The following is a 16,884-nucleotide window of genomic DNA, read 5'->3' on the forward strand; positions in this document are numbered from 1 at the left end:
GAACCCCATCCGCCGCTCGCCTTCGATGTCGACGACCGCCCGCTTCCCCACCGTGCCGAGACGTACCATCTGGCCTGGGAGTGCCCGCGTTGCGGCCGGCGCAACGACCTGCGCCGGGTGCCCCTGGACTCGCCCCTGCACATCCAGTATTTCCGCGTGACCTGCCGCCATTGCTGCCGCAGGGTCCACCTTCCCAACCTGACCCACCGGCCCTGGCACGAACCCACCCTTGAGGCCCGTTACGCGGAGGCCCAGGAATTGCGCGCGGCGGGAAAGATGGGCGAGGCCCTCGCCATCCTGGCGGAAATCGCCGTGGCGACCTTCCCTTCCCACCTCCCGGATCGCCCGGTAGCCTTCATCCAGGCCAACCGGGATCTCGGCACCCATATCCTGGAAAGCGGCGGATCGCCGCTTATGGCCCAGCACTATTTGGGAATCGCCTTGCTTCATCGTTGTCTCGATTCGCGCCTGCACGCCCTCCATGCCCTGGCCCTGGTGGCCGGCGGCAGCACCGGAGCGGCACGCCTGCACGCCGAGCAGGCCCGACGCCTGATGGCGCCCGGCGATACCGCCCTCGCCGCGCAACTGGCCGGCATGGGCAAGTCCCTGCGGGAGGCCGAGGCCAAGTATGGCCGCGACCGATACTTTTCCTGACTGCGGCTCCGTGGTAGCGTCCCGCCGAGTTTGCCCGGAGGAAGTATCGATGCGTCTTGCCCGCCTGCCGCTCGCCGCCCTGTTCCTGTTTGCGGCCGTCGCCGCCCGGGCCGACGGCACGCTCGCCTGTCCGGACCTTGCCGGAGCGCGCCAAGTCGGCAACTGCCCGACCGACGCGGACTTCGCCGCCCAGATGGACGCACTCTGCGGCGACGACGCCATGTGCCTGGACAACTTCAAGATCGTGAAGCAGGTGCGCAACGTCGCCCTGTGGGAGACTCCGGACGGCGCCTTTAGCGGCTACATCTCCTGCGCCCTGCCGCCGGACGGCGTGCCCGCCGCCAAGCTGGAGGGCCTTTACCTGATCCGCAAGGAGATGACCGGGGTCACCTGCCTCTATTCCGGCAACGTCAAGATGTCGTATCGCACCAAGGAGACCTGCGGCCTCCCCGACGGCCGTGCGGCGCGGTCCGGCGAGGGCGCGCTCAGGGTCGACTGCCGCGCCGACCCCAAGGCCTGCGTCGTTACCTGCAAATAGGCCGATGAACCCCGTTCTGGTCGAGGCGACACGAGGCCCCCGGGCGGAAAGCCTGCATCGGGGGACGGCCGTTGCGGTCGATGCCCGGGGCGTCGTCCTTGCCTCCTGGGGCGATATCGCCCTTCCCGTCTATCCGCGTTCGGCGGTCAAGCCCTTGCAGGCTCTGCCCGTGATCGAAAGCGGCGCCGCCGATGCCTTCGCCCTGACCCGCCGGGAGATCGCGCTGGCTTGTTCGTCCCATTCCGGGGAATCGATCCATACGGCGGCGGTGGCCGCTTGGCTGGAACGCCTCGGCCTGGGGCCGGGAGACCTGGAATGCGGCGCCCACCGTCCGATGGACGAGGAGACGGCCACCACCCTGCTGCTGGCCGGCGAGGCCCCAACGGCCCTCCATAACAACTGTTCGGGCAAGCATGCGGGCATGCTGACCACGGCCCGCCATCTGGGCGAAACGACCCTCGGTTATCTGGCCGCCGACCACCCGATCCAGACGAGGGTCCGCAAGCGGATCGGCGAAATGGCCGACACCGACCTGGGCGATGCTCCTTGCGGGATCGACGGCTGCGGCATTCCTACGCTTGCCCTGCCCCTGGCCGCTCTCGCCACCGCTTTCGCCCGCCTTCCCGGCGTCGCGGCCGGCCGCCGGGTCCTGGAAGCCATGGCGGCTGAACCCTACCTGGTGGGTGGCCGCGACCGCTTCGACAGCCTGGTCATGGCGGCAGCCCAAGGAGCCGTCGTCTGCAAGGGCGGCGCGGAAGGAGTCTGGGCGGCGGTATTGCCGCAACGGGGAATCGGCTTGGCCCTCAAGATCGACGACGGCGCCAAGCGCGCCGCCGAAGCCGCCATGGCGGCTCTGCTGGGCCGCTTCTCCCCGGAAGTGCCGGCCGACGTTCTCGACCGCTTCGCCGCCGCGCCCATCCTCAATGTCGCGGGACGGTGGGTGGGAACGGTCCGGGCGGTGCTTCCTTAATCGCTCCAGGGCAAGGTGGCGCGCAGGACCAAGCCGCCCGCCGCATCGCCCTCGGCCTGGAAGGTTCCGCCCAGCATCTCGGCCAGGCGGCGGGAAATCGGCAGATTGAGTCCCGTGTCGCCGCCCCGGCTGGTATAGGCCTCGCCCAGGGTTCCGAAAGGGGCCAGGGCCTCCCCGAGACTTGGGCCGCCGAAAGGCCCTGTGACATCGACGAGCCTTGCCCCCCCGGCGTCCTGTCCCAGAGCCAGGCGAACCGTTCCGCCGGCCGGCGCCTGTTCCACGGCGAATCCCAGCAGGGCCCGGAGCATGCGGCCGAGGCCGCGTTCGTCGGTCCGCACCGGCAAGGCCCTCTCCGGAGGGTCGAAAGACAACTGCACGCCCTTGAAGTGGGCCTGCGGCTCCACCGCATGCAGGGCTCGGGCCGCCGCCTGGGAGAGATCCATGTCGTGCATCGCGAGAATCAGGCCTTCGCCGGCCCCTGGCGCCAGCAGCAGCATGTCGTCGACGAAGGACAACAGGTCCTCGCCGGCCTGGCGGATGTCCTCGACATAGCGGCCGTTGCGCGGATCGCCCAGCGGGCCGAAAGTCTCCGCCGCCAAGGCTTGGGAAAAGCCGATGATGGCGTTCAACGGCGTGCGCAACTCGTGGCTCATGTTGGACAGGAAATTGGACTTCGCCAAGCTGGCCCGTTCCGCTTGCTCCTTGGCCTGGAGCAGTTCCTCCGTCCGTTCCCGGACCCGCCGTTCCAGTTCGTCGTTGATGCGCCGGAGATGTTCCTCGGACCGCTTGCGGTGGATTGCGTAACGGAAGCTGCGGCGGAAAAGCTCGGCCGCCAGATTGCCCTTGACCAGATAGTCCTGGGCGCCCATTTCCAAAGCCGTGGCGGCGATCGACTCCTCGTCGCGGTTGGTCAGCACCACCACCGGAACCCCGGGCGCGAAGCCGCAAGCCGTCTTCACCGTGTCGACGCCCCGGCTATCGGGCAGGGTCAGGTCGAGCAGCACCAGATCGAACGAATCCTTCCGGATGGCCCCCAGACCTCGCCCACCGCGACTTCGATCTGTCCATCCCGGCAGAGCCCGCGCATGCCCGCTTCCTCCATGGCACGGAGCGCGGCCTCTTCGAGTTCGCCATCGTCCAGGTCCGTCATCGGGTATCCTTCTCCTCCCGGAAGATATGGGGTTTCCATTGACGGCGGAACCGATAACCCGGCAGGCTGTCCGAGTCATGGTCGAAATCGTCGGAGTCGTCATCGCAGGGGGGCTGTCGCGGCGCATGGGGGGCGGCGACAAGGGGCTACGCCTGCTGGACGGGCGGCCGCTGCTGGCCTGGGTGGCGGACCGCGCCGCGCCGCAGGTGGACCGGTTGTTTCTCAACGCCAACGACGACACGGAACGCTTCGCCGCCCTGGGCCTGCCGATCCTTCCCGATGGCCTGCCCGGCCGTCCCGGCCCTTTGGCCGGCTTGCTGGCCGCCCTCGAAGGCTTCCCGGACGCCGACTGGGTGGCGACCTTCCCTTCCGATGCCCCCTTCCTTCCCGGCGATCTGGTATCCCGGCTGAAGCGGGCCGCTCTCGCCGAAGGACGGGACGCCGCCTGTGCCGCCTCGGGCGGCCGCCTGCATGCCGTGTTCGGACTCTGGCGCCCTGGCCTGGCGGGCCCCCTCCGGCGGGCGGTCATGGAAGAAGGCCTGCGCCGCGCCGGGGAGTGGGCGGAGCGCGCCGGAGCAGTCCGGGTCGACTTCCCGGACCGCCCCTTCGATCCCTTCTTCAACCTCAACCGGCCCGAGGACCTGGCCGAGGCGGAACGCATGGCCTCAGTGCTGGCGCAGGCGGGCCAGTAGGCGGGGATTGTCCCATTTGGGCTGGCGGTCCTCGACCAGGACGGCATGGCCGCTGCCTTGCAACGCCACCTGCAGCCAGCGCGCCACCAGCTCGTTCCGCAAGTCGTCCAGCAGGGCCACCGCCAGGGACTCCAGGGACTCCCAGTCCCGCCTTCCCAGGTCTTCCAGATAGGCGGCGAAGGATTCCGGCACCAGGATCAGCCGGTCGGGCACGTAGCGCAGTTCGATGGCTGCCGGCCTTTCGCCGCCGATCTCCCCTTCCAGGGTGACCAGATAATCCAGCTTGGGGTCCGGATCGGGCCGGACGGATAGCCGGGAACGGCGGGTCAGGCGATCCATGGCTTCCCCCTTTACACCACCACGCCGCGCGAGCCGGCAGAGGTCTTGTCAAGCGCCACATCGACGAACAGGGGCGGCTGGGCCTGGAAGGTCACGCCGCCCTGGATGCCGGTCACCTCCGCCGCCTCCTTGAACAGGCTGCGGATATCGTCGCGCATGGCGCCGGGCAGCGGGCCCTCGGTGCGGACGATCAGGTCCAGGCGCTTGTTGCCCTTGAATACCAGGCCGTCCAGTTGGACCCGCCCGGTTTGCGACAGGGCGACCTCCACCACGAAGCGGGTACCGCCCCCGCCCTCGCTCTCCGGTTCGTCCTCGGGATGCTGGCGGGTCATCATGCGCATCTGCTCCAGCGCTTGGCCGTTCTGCAAGGGAATAGCCATCACCTTCCAGCCATCGGAGGTTTTTTCTTCCGACAGCTTGGAGCGGTCGCCGAAATCCTCCTTGAGGCGGGCGGCGACGCCGGGCCGCGCCCGCTCCAGCACGCGGAGCGGCCCCTCGCCGAGCCAACCCTTGATATCTCCGCCCTTCAGCGCCGTCAGGAACAGCAACATGCCCGCCGCTAGATTGGAATCGAGGCGGGGCACGGACTGGGAAAGAACCTGGCGGGCGGCCTCGGGACTGGCCTCCCTCAGGACCGCCACGGCATCGGCCAAGGCCGGCCAATCCTGGGCGGTCAGGGCCTCCGCCCTGGGAAGCGGCAGCATCTCGCCGGGCAGAAGGGACCGCGGCAACGGCGCCCCCTTGATTTCCAGGGTCACCGTGCTGCCGATGGGAACCGGGACCTTGGTTTCCAGGGCCAGGGCACCGGCCGGCGTCTGCACGATCGGCCAGCCGGCGGCCGTCGTCCCGGTCACCGTGCCCGGCAATGTCTGGCCGGGAGCGGGAAGCGGCGCTCCGCCGCCCGGCGATGGGGCCGGCGGCGATCCGCCCGCAGGCGTCTGCACTGCGGTCAGGACGACCGTCACCTGGGTGCCGGCCGGCAGGGGCACCAGCCGCGCCGGCAGCGCTGCCGACGACGGCGAAGCCTGCGGCGCTTGGGAAGGCGGGGAAGCCGGACGGCCGAAAGCATTGTCGACCAGGGTCTCCAGTTGGCTCTTGGCGTTGGTGAAGGCCTGGCGGGCCGAGACCATGGCCCGCAGGGCCGGATTGGGGACGGCTTCTGTCGCTTCTTGTTGCGGCGGCGCCATGCCCCGGCCCGGCTGCAGCAAGGTGGCGGTGAGGGGCGAGCCGGTGCTCAGGCTGACGAAGGGCAGGCCACCCGGCCCTCCCGCCGCCAGAGGCACCCGGCCCGAAGGCTGGCCCTGTGGCATCGCCGCGCCTTGAAGGCCGGGCGGGTGGGCCAGGGCCTGGGCGGCCGGCTTGCCGTTCATCGTCAGGAGTTGGAGAAGCACCCGACCCTGATGTTGCTGCACCGAGAAGGCCAGCGCCGCCCCCTTGGGGAGGGCAAATGGCACCGGAAGCTCGAAGGTTCCGAAGGGGGCTTGCAGCTGCGCCAGGCCCTTGGAGTCCTGGGCCAGCAACAGCGCTTCCAGCCGCGTCCCCGTCGCCAGGGCGAGCAGGGCAACCGGCGGGCCCTGTACCGCCAGCGCCGGCAACGGCGCCGCCGTGGCCGGGAGCGGCAAGGGCGGCGGCGGCGGCGCGACGATGGTCATCCCAGCCTCATTTGAGCAAGGCCGCCGCTATGGCTTCGACGTCGGCGGCCGCTTCGCAGTTGGGGAACCGGGTGAGCAATGGTGTCTGGCTGCGGATGGTCTCGCGCACTTTGGGGTCGCGCCGGATCACCCCCAGCAGGGGCGGCGATATCTTGAGGAACCCCTCGCAGGCCTTGAGAAGGGTATTGTAGGTCCGCTCGCCCTCGCGGGTGGAATTGGCGGTATTGACCACGATGCGGATATCGGTGCCCGGCCGCTCCATGTGGGTGAGCTTGATGAAGGCGTAGGCGTCGGTAAGCGCCGTCGGTTCGTCGGTGGTCAGCACGATGCAGGTCCCCACGTTGTGGGTGAACTGGCGTACCGTCTTCTCGATGCCGGCGCCCAGGTCGAGGATCACCTTGTCGTAGGCCGCCGCCAGCAGGGCCAGATCGTCGGTCAACAACTGGATGCGGCTGGGCGGGATATTGGCGAGGCTGCCCGACCCGGAACGGCCGGCGATGATGTCGAAGCCACCTTCCTCGAAGGGAAGCACCGCCTGATTCAGGGTCAGCTTGCCGGCCAACACTCCCCCCAGGTCCTCCTTGGGCATCAGACCCAGTTGGATGTCCAGGTTGGCCAGCCCCAGGTCGGCATCGAACAACAGCACCCGGATGCTGCGCTTGGACAGGGCGTGGGCCAGGGTGATGGCGAACCAGGTCTTGCCGACGCCGCCCTTGCCGGAGGCGATGGCCAGCATGTTCCGGCCTTTGGTGCGCGCCGAGGGCCTGGGGGCGAGGATGGGTTCGGACGTCATGGTTATGCCTCGATCCTAGGGTGTTCGTCGCTGCGCGGCATGATCAGGCGCGCCAGGGATACGGGATTGATGGGGCTGAGTCCATCCGCCACGTGGGGAGTGATGCTGACGTTGCAGAACATCAGGCGTCCGGCGTCCGCCGCCGCCAGGATGCTACCGACCCGTCGGGCCATGTCGAGCCGGGTCACCAGCAGGCGGCTGGCTCCCAGATGGGCGAAACAGGCGGCGATATCCGCCGATTCCATGGCGTCGCCGCCAGCCGGAAGAACCAGAACCGGTTCGGCCTCGGACACCCGGATGAGCTGGGTGAGCGTATCCATCTCGGTATCGCTGAAGGGATTGATGCCGGCCGTGTCGATCAGCAGCGTACCGTCCGGAGGCGCCTTGGCGACCGCCTGGCGCATTTCCTCGACGGTATCGGCGGTCGCCAACTCCAGCCCCAGGATGCGGGTGAAGGCGGCCAACTGCTCGATTCCGCCCGCCCGCCGGGTATCGGTGGTGACGACGGTGACCGACTGGCCGGCCAAGGTGCCCCGGGCCGCCAGCTTGGCGGTGGTGATGGTCTTGCCGCTGCCCGGCGTGCCGACCAGCATGATCGGCCGCCCGCCCGCCGTCTCGGCGATCGGGCGGAAGGTGAAAAGGGTGTCCAAGGCCCCGGCGAAGGCCAGGATCGGATCGGTGGCCTCGAGATCCAGCGCCGCCTGCACCAACCGGTCGATCAGGCGCGGCGGCGTGCCGTGGAAACTGAGCGCGTGACGGATGGTCTCGCCCAAGTCGGGCGGCTGGTAGATTTCCTCCTCGCGGGCCTGGATCGCGAAGTCGCGCGGCAATTCCTCGATGGCCGCCACCACCCGGGCTCCCCGCCCGTCGGAGCCCGGCTGGGTGGAGACGATGATCGCCTCCTCGCCCATTTCCCTGCGCACGAGGTCCATGGCCTCGGCGACGGTAGCGGCGGTAAAGGTCTTCAGTCGCATGCCCTGCGGTCCTCGTCAGATCTGCGCCACGGTCTTGATGCGGGCCTTGGGGTGGATTTCGTTCTGGGACATGACGAAGGTCATGGGCCGGAACCGTTCCACGATGGACCGCACGTAAGGCCGGATGGCTGGGCTGGTCAAGAGAACCGGATTCTCCCCCATCATGGCCTGGCGTTCGAAGGTGGTACGCAACGTGGTGATGAACTCCTGCAGGCGCGACGGCGCCATGGACAACTGCTTGTCGTCGCCCGTGCCGACCAGGGATTCGGCGAAGCTCTGTTCCCATTCCGGCGACAGGGTGACCAGCGGGATGACGCCATCCTCGTTGGTGTTCATCTCGCTGATCTGGCGGGCCAAGCGGGCGCGGACGTGTTCCGAGATCATCATGACGTTGCGGGTGTAGCCGCAGGCCTCCGAGATGCCTTCCAGGATGGTCGCCAAGTCGCGCATGGAGATGCGCTCGCCCAGCAGGTTCTGCAGCACCCGCTGGACGCCGCCGATGGAAATCTGGCTGGGCACCATGTCGGCGATGAGTTTCTGCTGTTCCTTGTCCAGTTCGTCGAGGAGCTTCTGGGTCTCGGAATAGGACAGCAGTTCGGACATGTTGTCCTTGATGACCTCGGTGAGATGGGTGGTGATGACCGTCGAGGGATCGACCACCGTATAGCCGCGGAACAGGGCTTCCTCGCGGTTCGACACGTCGATCCACATGGCCGGCAATCCGAAGGTGGGTTCGGTGGTCTTCTCGCCCGGCAGGGTGATCTCCTCGCCGCGCGGGTCCATGACCAACAGCATGGCGGGCCGCAGGTCGCCGCGCCCGGCTTCGATCTCCTTGACCCGGATGACGTAGGCGTTGGCGGGCAACTGCATGTTGTCCTGGATGCGCACACTGGGCATGATGAACCCCACGTCGGCCGCCATCTGGCGGCGGAGCGCCTTGATCTGGTCCGTGAGGCGCTGGCCCTCGCGCGGGTTGTTGATGAGGGACAGCAGTCCGTAGCCCAGTTCCAGGCGCAGCATGTCGATGCGCAGCGCGGTGGTGATCGGCTCCTCGGAAACCGGAGGAGCGATGGCTTGTTCCTCGGCCTTCTTCTCGGCCTCGACCCGTTTCACCTCCTGCTCGCGCCCGACGTACCAGGCCAGCCCGCCGGTCACCCCGGCCAGGGCCAGAAACGGCAGGGCGGGAATACCCGGCATCACGGCCAAGGCCACCAGCAGGAACGAACTGAGGCCCATCGCCTTCGGATGGGCGGACAGCTGGCGGAACAAAGTCTCTTCCGTCTTGCCGCCGACGCCCGCCTTGGTGACGATCATACCGGCGGCGGTCGAAACGATCAGGGCGGGGATCTGGGTCACCAAGCCGTCGCCCACGGTCAGCAGCGTGTAGGCGTCGGCCGCTTGGTTGAAGGTCAGCCCCTTCTGGGCCATGCCGATAATCATGCCGCCGATCACGTTGATGAAGGTGATGAGCAGACCCGCGACGGCGTCGCCGCGCACGAACTTGGCGGCACCGTCCATGGCGCCGTAGAAGGTGCTTTCGTCCTCCAGTTCCTTGCGGCGCCTCTTGGCCTCGGGCTCGTCGATCAGGCCGGCCGACATGTCGGCGTCGATGGCCATCTGCTTGCCGGGCATGGCGTCCAGGGTGAAGCGGGCCGCCACTTCCGCGATGCGTCCCGAGCCCTTGGTGATGACCACGAAGTTGACGATCACCAGGATGGCGAAGACGATCACGCCGATGACGAAGTTGCCGCTCATGATGAAGCCGCCGAAGGCCTCGATGACGTGGCCGGCGGCGGCGGTTCCCTCGTGGCCGTGGGCCAGGATCAGGCGGGTGGACGCCAGGTTGAGCGACAGCCGGATCATGGTGGCGAGCAAGAGGATGGTCGGAAAGGCGCTCAGTTCGACGGGCTTTTCGATGAACAGCGCCGTCATCAGGATCAGCACCGAGAAGGTGATCGAGAACGCCAGGCACAGGTCGAGCAGCCAAGTGGGAAGGGGCAGGATGAGGACCGCCAGGACCAACGCCACCGCCAGCGCGAAGGCGATGTCGCCCCGCCGCAAGGCGCGGCCCATCCTTCCGCCCAAGCCGGCGAAGGAGTCTCCTTGCGCTGAAGATTCGGTGGCGGCGTCAGCCATAGGGCTGGAACCCCTTCAGGTCAAATTCCCGGGCGATCGCCTTCGCCCGGTGCCGGAACGGCGAAGCCTTCCTCGCCGTAAAGCTTGAGCTTGTTGCGTAGCGTGCGGATGGAAATGCCCAGGATATTCGCCGCATGGGTGCGGTTGCCCAGGCAATGTTGCAAGGTATCGATGATCAGCGTGCGTTCCACATCCTCGACGGTGCGCCCCACCAGGGCGGTGGCGCCCGCCACCGGAGCCGCCATCCCCGCCTGGCCCTGCGCCGTCGGCGAAGGCGTGAGCAGGATGGCGTCGGGCCCGATCTCGACCCCGCCCGACAGCAGGACTGCGCGATGCAGGGTGTTTTCGAGTTCCCGCACGTTGCCCGGCCAGCCGTGAGCCATCAGCTTCTGCTTGGCGGCGGCGGTCAGCGGCAGAATCTCCAGGCCGTTGGCTTCCGAGTATTTCTTGATGAAGTGCTGGGTCAGGATCTCGACGTCCTGGGGGCGTTCGCGCAAAGGCGGCAGACGCAGGTTGACGACGTTGAGCCGAAAATAGAGATCCTCGCGGAAGCGGCCTTCCGCCACTTCCTGTTCCATGGTGCGGTTGGAAGTGGCGATGATGCGCACATCCACCTTGACGGGTTGGCCGCCGCCCACCCGGTCGATCTCCTTTTCCTGAAGGGCGCGCAGCAGCTTGGCCTGCAGGCGGATGTCCATCTCGCTGATTTCGTCGAGCAGCAGGGTGCCGCCCGAGGCTTCCTCGAACTTGCCCACCCGGCGCGCCACCGCCCCGGTGAAGGCCCCCTTTTCGTGGCCGAACAGTTCGGATTCCAGCAGGTTCTCGGGGATCGCCGCGCAGTTCACCGCGACGAAGCGGCCGTTGGCCCGGCGGCTCTTGGCGTGCAGGTAGCGGGCCATCAGTTCCTTGCCGGTCCCCGAAGACCCGGTGATCAGGATGCTGGCGTCGCTGGGCCCCACTTGGTCGGCCAAGCGCAAGACCTCGGCCATCTTGGGATCGCGGTAGACGATGGCGTGGCTTTCCTCGGTCACGGCCGCCAGGATGGCGCCGATCAGTTCGGCGGTCGGCGGCAGGGGCACGTACTCCTTGGCACCCGCCTTGATGGCGCGCACCGCCGCCTGGGTGTCGTTGCCCACGCCGCAGGCCACCACCGGCACCGCGATGCGTTCCGCCTTCAGGCTGTCGATCAGGGTCCGGACGTCCAGCTTGACGTCGACCATGACCAGATCCGCCCCCTGGCCCGAGCGGATGGCTGCCAATCCGCCTTCGATATCGTCGGCATGCAGGACCTTGGCGCCCTGCGCGATGGCGATCTGGCTGGCTGCGCCGATTTGGCCGCCCAGGGTGCCGATGACGAGCAGTCGCATGTCCCGAGAGCCTCCTAATCGAAATACTGCACGCGCTTGGCGGGCGGCAGGACGCTGTTGAGCAGCATCTCCAGGCGGCGGGGATTTTCCTGCCGGCCGATAGAGGCCGCACCCATCATGTAGACGCTGGTGACCAGCGTTTCCTCTTGCGAATTGCGCTCCAGCTTGGCGGCCAGGGGCGCGAAGACCATGTTGGCGAGAATGGCCCCATAGAAGGTGGTGATGAGGGCCACGGCCATGGCGGGGCCGATGGACGAGGGGTTGCTCAGGTTGCCGAGCATCTGGATCAGGCCGATCAGGGTGCCGATCAGGCCCATGGCCGGCGCAAATTCGGCCGCCTTCTTGAGCACCCCGGCGCTCTTGGCGTGGCGCTGCTGGGTGGCCAGGATGTCGCGCCGCAAGATGGCTTCCACCTCCTCGCCGGGCGTGCCGTCGACCACCATGGCGATTCCCTTGTGCAGGAAAGCCTCCTCGGTCAGCGTGGACAGCAGGGGCTGCAACGCCAGGACGCCCTGCTTACGGGCCGTCTCCGCCAGTTGCAGCACCCGGATGGCGGCTTCCGAACTGTCGTCTATGCCATGGAAGACGGTCTTCAGAACCACCCGGAAGGTGCGCATCACCTCGCCAACCGAGAAACAGGTCAGCACGATGGTGAAGGTGCCGCCGATGACGATCAGTACCGACGGCAAGTCGAAGAAGGCTTTGGGAGAACCGCCCATCGCAATGGCGATGAAGATGAGCACGAATCCGCCCACCAAGCCCAGCACGGTGGCCAGGTCCAGATTCTGCCTCGGCTTTTCCGCTACGGCGTCGCCATCCATCATGGCTCAGATCAACTCCGCTCCGTCTTGATGATTTCCGTCATGGTCACGCCCAGTCTTTCCTCCACCACCACGACTTCGCCGCGGGCCACCAGGCGGTTGTTGACATAGATGTCGATAGCCTCGCCCACCTTGCGGTCCAGTTCCACCACCGCGCCGCGCCCCAGCTTGAGGAGTTGGCCCACCTGCATGCTCGCCTTGCCCAGCACGGCGGACACCTGGACCGGGATGTCGTAGACCGGTTCCAGGTCCTTCGAGCTGCGCGGCACTTCGGGGACGTCGGGATAGTCGTCTTCCTCCATCGGAACGCTATCGCGCCGGGGAGGCGGCGCCGTGCCGCCTTCGAAATCGCTCAGCCGGAGTTGTTCGTTGTCCATCATGCTCAGCCTGCCTCCCCAACGCCGGACTCTACCATAGTCGCGGCCCCGGTTTGTGCAACTGCCCTGTCCTCATCGCCGGAAAGGCCCAGATTGCGCTCGATCACGGCGTCCACCTCCTGCCAAAGGGCCGCCATGTCGCGTTCCGCGCCCCCGTTACTCCACTCGATTCGGCAATCGCCAGGCACCAGGGCCGGATCGCCCATGACGGTCACCCGCCCTTCGTATCCCTTCCCGCGGGCCAGTTCCAGGACACGCGCCTCAAGGGCGGAATGACCTTCCGGGTCGACCCTAAGCAACAGACGAGGCTCGTCCAGCACGCGCCCCATGACTTCGGCCACCACCGCCGCCACTTCCTCGACCGCACCGCGCCTCGACAGGTTGGGCAACAGCTTGCGCACGATTCCGGAGGCCACCGTCACGGCACTGCTCGTGGCGTCTTCGTTGGCCTTGGCCAAACCGTCCATCACGTGAACCATCCGGACGCCCATCAGTTCCAGCGCATCGGCGATGCGCCTTTCGGCCGCACCGACCGCCTCGCGAAGCCCCTCCTCCTTTCCCGCGGCGAAGGCCTGGTCGCGGGCCTGCTGCATTTCCTCCTCGGAGAAGGTCGGAAGGGGTTCGACCTCCTCGATGACCGTCTCGACGGGCTGCGGCAAGGCATCCATGGGATCGGGAGCGTTCAGCACCTTGGGCTCGCCGTCGAAGGACTGCTCGAACAGGAACTTCCTGACCTCCGACATCGATCCCGGTCCTTGCCCTCAATAAATAAGCGGTGCTTCCTCGCCGGTGCCGGCGAGGACCGACATGAAAGCAGAGGCTTTCTGCGGTCCTGTCAGGTTGCGATGGTCGTCCTTGACGCGCGCCATGAACGCCTGGTTCCCCAAGGCTCTCACTCAGCTTTCCTGATACATCCAAGACCGGATGATCGCCAGCGCTTCCTCGGGGTGCTTCTCGACGATCTCGCCGACCTTGCGGACCGACGAAGCCTTGACGCGGCCTTCGACGCGGTCGATGTCGATAAGCTCCTCGAAGCTCTCGCCTTCCTCGCCGCCCTCGGAAGGAACCGGCAAGGGCAGCCCGCCCGGCCCGGTAAGGGCGGGCGCGCCGCCGCGCTCGGCCAGCAGGCCCTCGGCGGCCTGCGCGCTCGGCATGGCCTCGAAAGCCCGCGTGATGAGGGGGCGCACCACCAGGAGGATGACCAGGATCGCCACGATGCTGAGCACCAGGATCTCGGCGATACGCACCAAGTCGTCCTTGCCGAAGCCGAAGAACAGTTCGAGCGGTTCGTCGGTCGGCGTGGGGGGCTCGGCGAAGCGCATGTTGATGACCTCGACGATATCGTTGCGCTTGGCATCGAAGCCGATGGCGCCCTTCACCAGCATGGCGAGGCGTTCCATCTCCTTCTCGCTGCGGTCGGCGTAGGTGGTCTTGCCGTCCTTGTCCTTGGCATAGTGCCCGTCCACCAGCACGGCGACGGACAGCCGCTTGACGATACCGCCTTCGCGGACATGGTTGATGACGCGCTTGGAAATCTCGAAGTTCACCGTCTCATGGGTGCGCGAGCGCGCCGCCGAAGCCGAAGCTCCCTCGCTGGACGTAGAGGCATCGGGAAGGTTCTGGCCGACAGACACCGGCTCTTGCTGGGCTTCCTTGCTGGAATCCTTTTCCTCGTCGGTCTGGGTGGAGCGCACCACCTGCCCGTCGGGATCGAATTTTTCTTCGGTGGTGGCGACGCGGTCGTAGTCCATTTCCGCCGACACCTCGGCGCGCACCTTGCCGAAGCCCGCGGACTTTTCCAGCAGATCCTCGATGGTGCGGGCCATGCGCCGTTCGAAGGCCAGGCGCTGCTCCTCGACCTTGGCCGCCACGGCCTGGGGCGAGGCGGAGTCCTCGAAGCCGCGCGACAACAGCATGCCCTTGTCGTCGATGATCGAAATTCGGCTGGGATTCATGCTGGGAATGGCGCCGGCCACCAGATGTTGGATGGCCTGGACCTGCTCGCGTCCCAGACGGCCCTTGCTCTTCATCTTTAGGATGACCGAGGCGGACGGCTCCTGGCGTTCGCGACTGAAAAGCTCGCGGCGCGGCATGACGATGTGGACGCGTGCCGCATGCACCCCGTCCAACGTCTTGATGGTGCGCGCCAATTCGCCTTCCATGGCCCGGATCAGATTGATGTTCTGCTGGAAATTGGTGGTGCCCAGCGAATCGTTCTTGTCGAAGATCTCGTAGCCGAGCGAACCGCCGGCCGTGACGCCCTTGTTGGTCAGGTCCATGCGCATCTTGTGCGCCTGGTCGTTGGGGACGAAGATCGCCGTACCGTTGTTACGGATTTCGTAGGGAACCTTCGACTGTTCCAGGTGCTGCGTGATCTTGCCGGTATCGGCGGGGTCCAGTTCCCCGAACAGCAGCGCCATCTGCGGAGTCGACAGGCGCGTGGTGAGGAAGATGAAGAAGGCGATCATGCCGAAGACCACCGCGCCGACGATCGCGAGACGCACCGGCCCCAGATTGCGAAGCGTTTGGAGGAATGCGTCCATGGCCCGATCCTTCATCCTTGCGGCGGGGCCGGGCGGAAACGTCCGGCGGCACGCCACCTTTCATGCGTGCTCCGACTCTAAGCTCGGGATGGTGAAGGAGAAGTTAACGCCCGGCAAAATCTGCCTAGCGGGAAATGTGGCTATTCGGCGGCCAAGGCCGGCACCGTATCGCGATAAACCTGGGTGCGGGTGGTACGCAACCCCGCCAAGCCGTGGCGATCGAGCAGCCGTTGCCAAGCGGCGAATTCGTCCATGGATAACTTGTAGAGGGCGCAGGCCTCTTCCAGCGAAATCAGGCCGGCGCGAACGCCCGCGACGACCTCGGCCTTGCGTCGCATGACCCAGCGCTGGGTGCCGGGCGGCGGCAGGTCGTCGCGGGTCAGCGGACGCCCCGTGGGCCCCACGACATCGATGAACGAATGGATGCGCATGCTCCGGCTGGACATTCCTTCCCTCTCGGCCCCTCTGGCCAGCGATGGAATCGATGTCCGATGGATAACCCGTCCGCCCTTAAGGAAACCCTAAGAGTCATGGTTAACAGGCGGTAAATCCCGATCATCGGCCGGCTCCGCGAGCAATTCGGCAAAGCTTTCGAGTTCTCGGCGCACGGCCCGGATGGCCCGATCCTCGATCTCGCGGTAGCGCCGCAACACCTCGCCGCCCAGCGGCGTCACCCGCGCCCCGCCCCCGTCCTTGCCGCCGCTGTTCCGGACCACAAGATCGCCACGGAAACACCGGTTGACCAAATCGATCAACAGCCAGGCACGCCGATAGGACATCCCCAGACGTCGGGCCGCAGCGGCGATGGAACCGGCGGCGCCTACCGCCTCCAACAGATCGACCTTGCCGGGCCCCAGTTGGGTCGCGGCGCCGATCAGGATGCGGACCTTGGGCCGCGCAGATCGGGGATGGGCCATGCCATCCTTCCACATGCCTTGCCTTTTTCCATCAAACCGGCGATGAAAGCGCCATGTCACTGGATGGCGACACGTTCCTGCCGCCGCTGCCGCCGGGCGCGGTGCTTTACACCCGGGATACCGCGGATCGCGGCCTGCTCGCCCGCTTCGCGGCGGAACTGCGCCGGCGCGGCTTCAAGGTCGGCGGCGTGGTCCAGGAAATCCTGCTGGACGATGCCGGTGCCAAGGTCGGCATGGACGCGGTCGAAATCGACACCGGCCGCCGCATTGCCATCGCCCGCCCGACCGCCGATCAGATCGCCGAGGGTGTCTGTGCCCTCGACTTGGCGGGGCTGGCGGAATCGACCGGCCCGGTGCGTCGCGCCATCGCCGAGGGAGCCGACCTGATCGTGGTCGAGAAATTCGGCGACCGCGAAAGGGCCAACAAGGGCCTCGCCGACGAGATCATGGCCGCCATGGCGGAAGGCATTCCCACCCTGGTGGCCGTGCCGGCCGGCGCGCTGGAGGACTGGCTGCGCTTTTCCGGCGGCCTGGGGCCGTTGCTACCCTGCGACGAGCCCGCCCTCTGGCGCTGGTGGGGGCCCCATCGTCTCTACCGCGATCTCCTGCTTGGCCTGGGGGCCGAAGCGGGAAGGATCGGGCGCATCGCCCTCGGCAAGGAGTGGCTGCTCGTCGAAGGCCCCAAGGGGGCCGGGCTGGCGCCGGCGCCGCGCGCCTTCGTGGACGGTCTGGACAAATGGGTCGGCCGCCCCTTGGCCGAAGCCGCCGCCCTGATCCTGTCCTGGGACCCCGCCGATGCGGCCCTTGGCCTTGCGGCCATCAACGCCCATTACAATTGGCCCGGCCTGCCCCGGCCGCGCGACGAGGACATCCTGCCGGCCGGCCTGGGCGAGCCCGCCACCCTGGTGGGAAAGGCCGAAGGCGTGGCGCGGGACGGCATCGCACGGCGCATCGCCGGCCT

The 16,884-nt window shown here is 67.3% G+C and carries 19 protein-coding genes; 5 read left to right on the forward strand and 14 right to left on the reverse strand.

Annotated elements, in window-relative coordinates:
- From H7841_15860 to H7841_15870, 3 genes are all read left to right on the forward strand, one after another.
- On the forward strand, positions 1-654 hold a 654-nt coding region (locus H7841_15860), incomplete at its 5' end, for a hypothetical protein (protein ID MEO5338344.1).
- Positions 655-703: 49 nt separating this feature from the next.
- Positions 704-1,192, forward strand: a complete 489-nt coding sequence (locus tag H7841_15865) for a hypothetical protein (protein ID MEO5338345.1) — start codon at positions 704-706, stop codon at positions 1,190-1,192.
- A 4-nt stretch (positions 1,193-1,196) separates the two neighbouring features.
- Entirely contained in the window at positions 1,197-2,162 is a 966-nt protein-coding gene (locus H7841_15870; GenBank protein ID MEO5338346.1) for an asparaginase, read from the forward strand.
- Here the strand turns inward: H7841_15870 and H7841_15875 are convergent.
- Both H7841_15875 and H7841_15880 read right to left on the reverse strand, forming a co-directional pair.
- Complete coding sequence (locus tag H7841_15875) at positions 2,159-3,166, reverse strand: HAMP domain-containing histidine kinase (GenBank protein ID MEO5338347.1); 1,008 nt, start codon at positions 3,164-3,166, stop codon at positions 2,159-2,161. The genes H7841_15870 and H7841_15875 overlap by 4 nt on opposite strands.
- Entirely contained in the window at positions 3,151-3,312 is a 162-nt protein-coding gene (locus H7841_15880) for a hypothetical protein (GenBank protein ID MEO5338348.1), read from the reverse strand. The genes H7841_15875 and H7841_15880 overlap by 16 nt, the downstream gene beginning before the upstream one ends.
- A 77-nt stretch (positions 3,313-3,389) precedes the next feature.
- On the opposite strand from H7841_15880, the gene mobA reads away from it, so the two are divergent.
- On the forward strand, positions 3,390-4,004 hold the full coding sequence (mobA, locus tag H7841_15885) for a molybdenum cofactor guanylyltransferase MobA (GenBank protein MEO5338349.1): 615 nt from the start codon (positions 3,390-3,392) through the stop codon (positions 4,002-4,004).
- Here mobA and H7841_15890 read toward each other — a convergent pair.
- From H7841_15890 to H7841_15945, 12 genes are all read right to left on the reverse strand, one after another.
- Complete coding sequence (locus H7841_15890; protein MEO5338350.1) at positions 3,978-4,343, reverse strand: hypothetical protein; 366 nt, start codon at positions 4,341-4,343, stop codon at positions 3,978-3,980. The two genes, mobA and H7841_15890, sit on opposite strands and share 27 nt — an antisense overlap.
- Before the next feature lie 11 nt (positions 4,344-4,354).
- Positions 4,355-5,995 (reverse strand): hypothetical protein, encoded by a 1,641-nt coding sequence (locus H7841_15895; GenBank protein ID MEO5338351.1) that lies wholly within the window; start codon positions 5,993-5,995, stop codon positions 4,355-4,357.
- 7 nt (positions 5,996-6,002) lie between these two features.
- Positions 6,003-6,788 carry a MinD/ParA family protein gene (locus H7841_15900; GenBank protein MEO5338352.1) on the reverse strand — a complete coding sequence of 262 codons (786 nt, stop codon included), beginning with the start codon at positions 6,786-6,788 and terminating at the stop codon, positions 6,003-6,005.
- Between the two features lie 2 nt (positions 6,789-6,790).
- On the reverse strand, positions 6,791-7,762 hold the full coding sequence (locus tag H7841_15905) for a GTP-binding protein (GenBank protein ID MEO5338353.1): 972 nt from the start codon (positions 7,760-7,762) through the stop codon (positions 6,791-6,793).
- A 15-nt stretch (positions 7,763-7,777) separates the two neighbouring features.
- Positions 7,778-9,835 (reverse strand): flagellar biosynthesis protein FlhA, encoded by a 2,058-nt coding sequence (flhA, locus tag H7841_15910; protein ID MEO5338354.1) that lies wholly within the window; start codon positions 9,833-9,835, stop codon positions 7,778-7,780.
- Between the two features lie 83 nt (positions 9,836-9,918).
- Complete coding sequence (locus tag H7841_15915) at positions 9,919-11,265, reverse strand: sigma-54 dependent transcriptional regulator (protein MEO5338355.1); 1,347 nt, start codon at positions 11,263-11,265, stop codon at positions 9,919-9,921.
- A gap of 14 nt (positions 11,266-11,279) precedes the next feature.
- Positions 11,280-12,089: a MotA/TolQ/ExbB proton channel family protein gene (locus H7841_15920; GenBank protein ID MEO5338356.1), complete on the reverse strand. Its 810-nt coding sequence runs from the start codon at positions 12,087-12,089 to the stop codon at positions 11,280-11,282.
- An 8-nt stretch (positions 12,090-12,097) separates the two neighbouring features.
- Positions 12,098-12,463 carry a flagellar motor switch protein FliN gene (gene fliN / locus H7841_15925; GenBank protein ID MEO5338357.1) on the reverse strand — a complete coding sequence of 122 codons (366 nt, stop codon included), beginning with the start codon at positions 12,461-12,463 and terminating at the stop codon, positions 12,098-12,100.
- Positions 12,464-12,468: 5 nt separating this feature from the next.
- On the reverse strand, positions 12,469-13,206 hold the full coding sequence (locus H7841_15930; GenBank protein MEO5338358.1) for a FliH/SctL family protein: 738 nt from the start codon (positions 13,204-13,206) through the stop codon (positions 12,469-12,471).
- A 153-nt stretch (positions 13,207-13,359) separates the two neighbouring features.
- Positions 13,360-15,006, reverse strand: coding sequence for a flagellar M-ring protein FliF (gene fliF, locus H7841_15935; protein ID MEO5338359.1), 1,647 nt, complete (start codon positions 15,004-15,006; stop codon positions 13,360-13,362).
- A gap of 140 nt (positions 15,007-15,146) precedes the next feature.
- Entirely contained in the window at positions 15,147-15,452 is a 306-nt protein-coding gene (locus H7841_15940; protein MEO5338360.1) for a DUF1153 domain-containing protein, read from the reverse strand.
- Between the two features lie 75 nt (positions 15,453-15,527).
- A complete protein-coding gene (locus H7841_15945) occupies positions 15,528-15,923 on the reverse strand; it encodes a LysR family transcriptional regulator (GenBank protein MEO5338361.1) in 396 nt (131 codons plus the stop codon).
- Between the two features lie 53 nt (positions 15,924-15,976).
- Here H7841_15945 and H7841_15950 point away from each other — a divergent pair.
- On the forward strand, positions 15,977-16,884 hold a 908-nt coding region (locus H7841_15950; protein ID MEO5338362.1), incomplete at its 3' end, for a DUF2478 domain-containing protein.

This window comes from Magnetospirillum sp. WYHS-4 (assembly GCA_039908345.1).
GTDB lineage: Bacteria > Pseudomonadota > Alphaproteobacteria > Rhodospirillales > GLO-3 > JAMOBD01.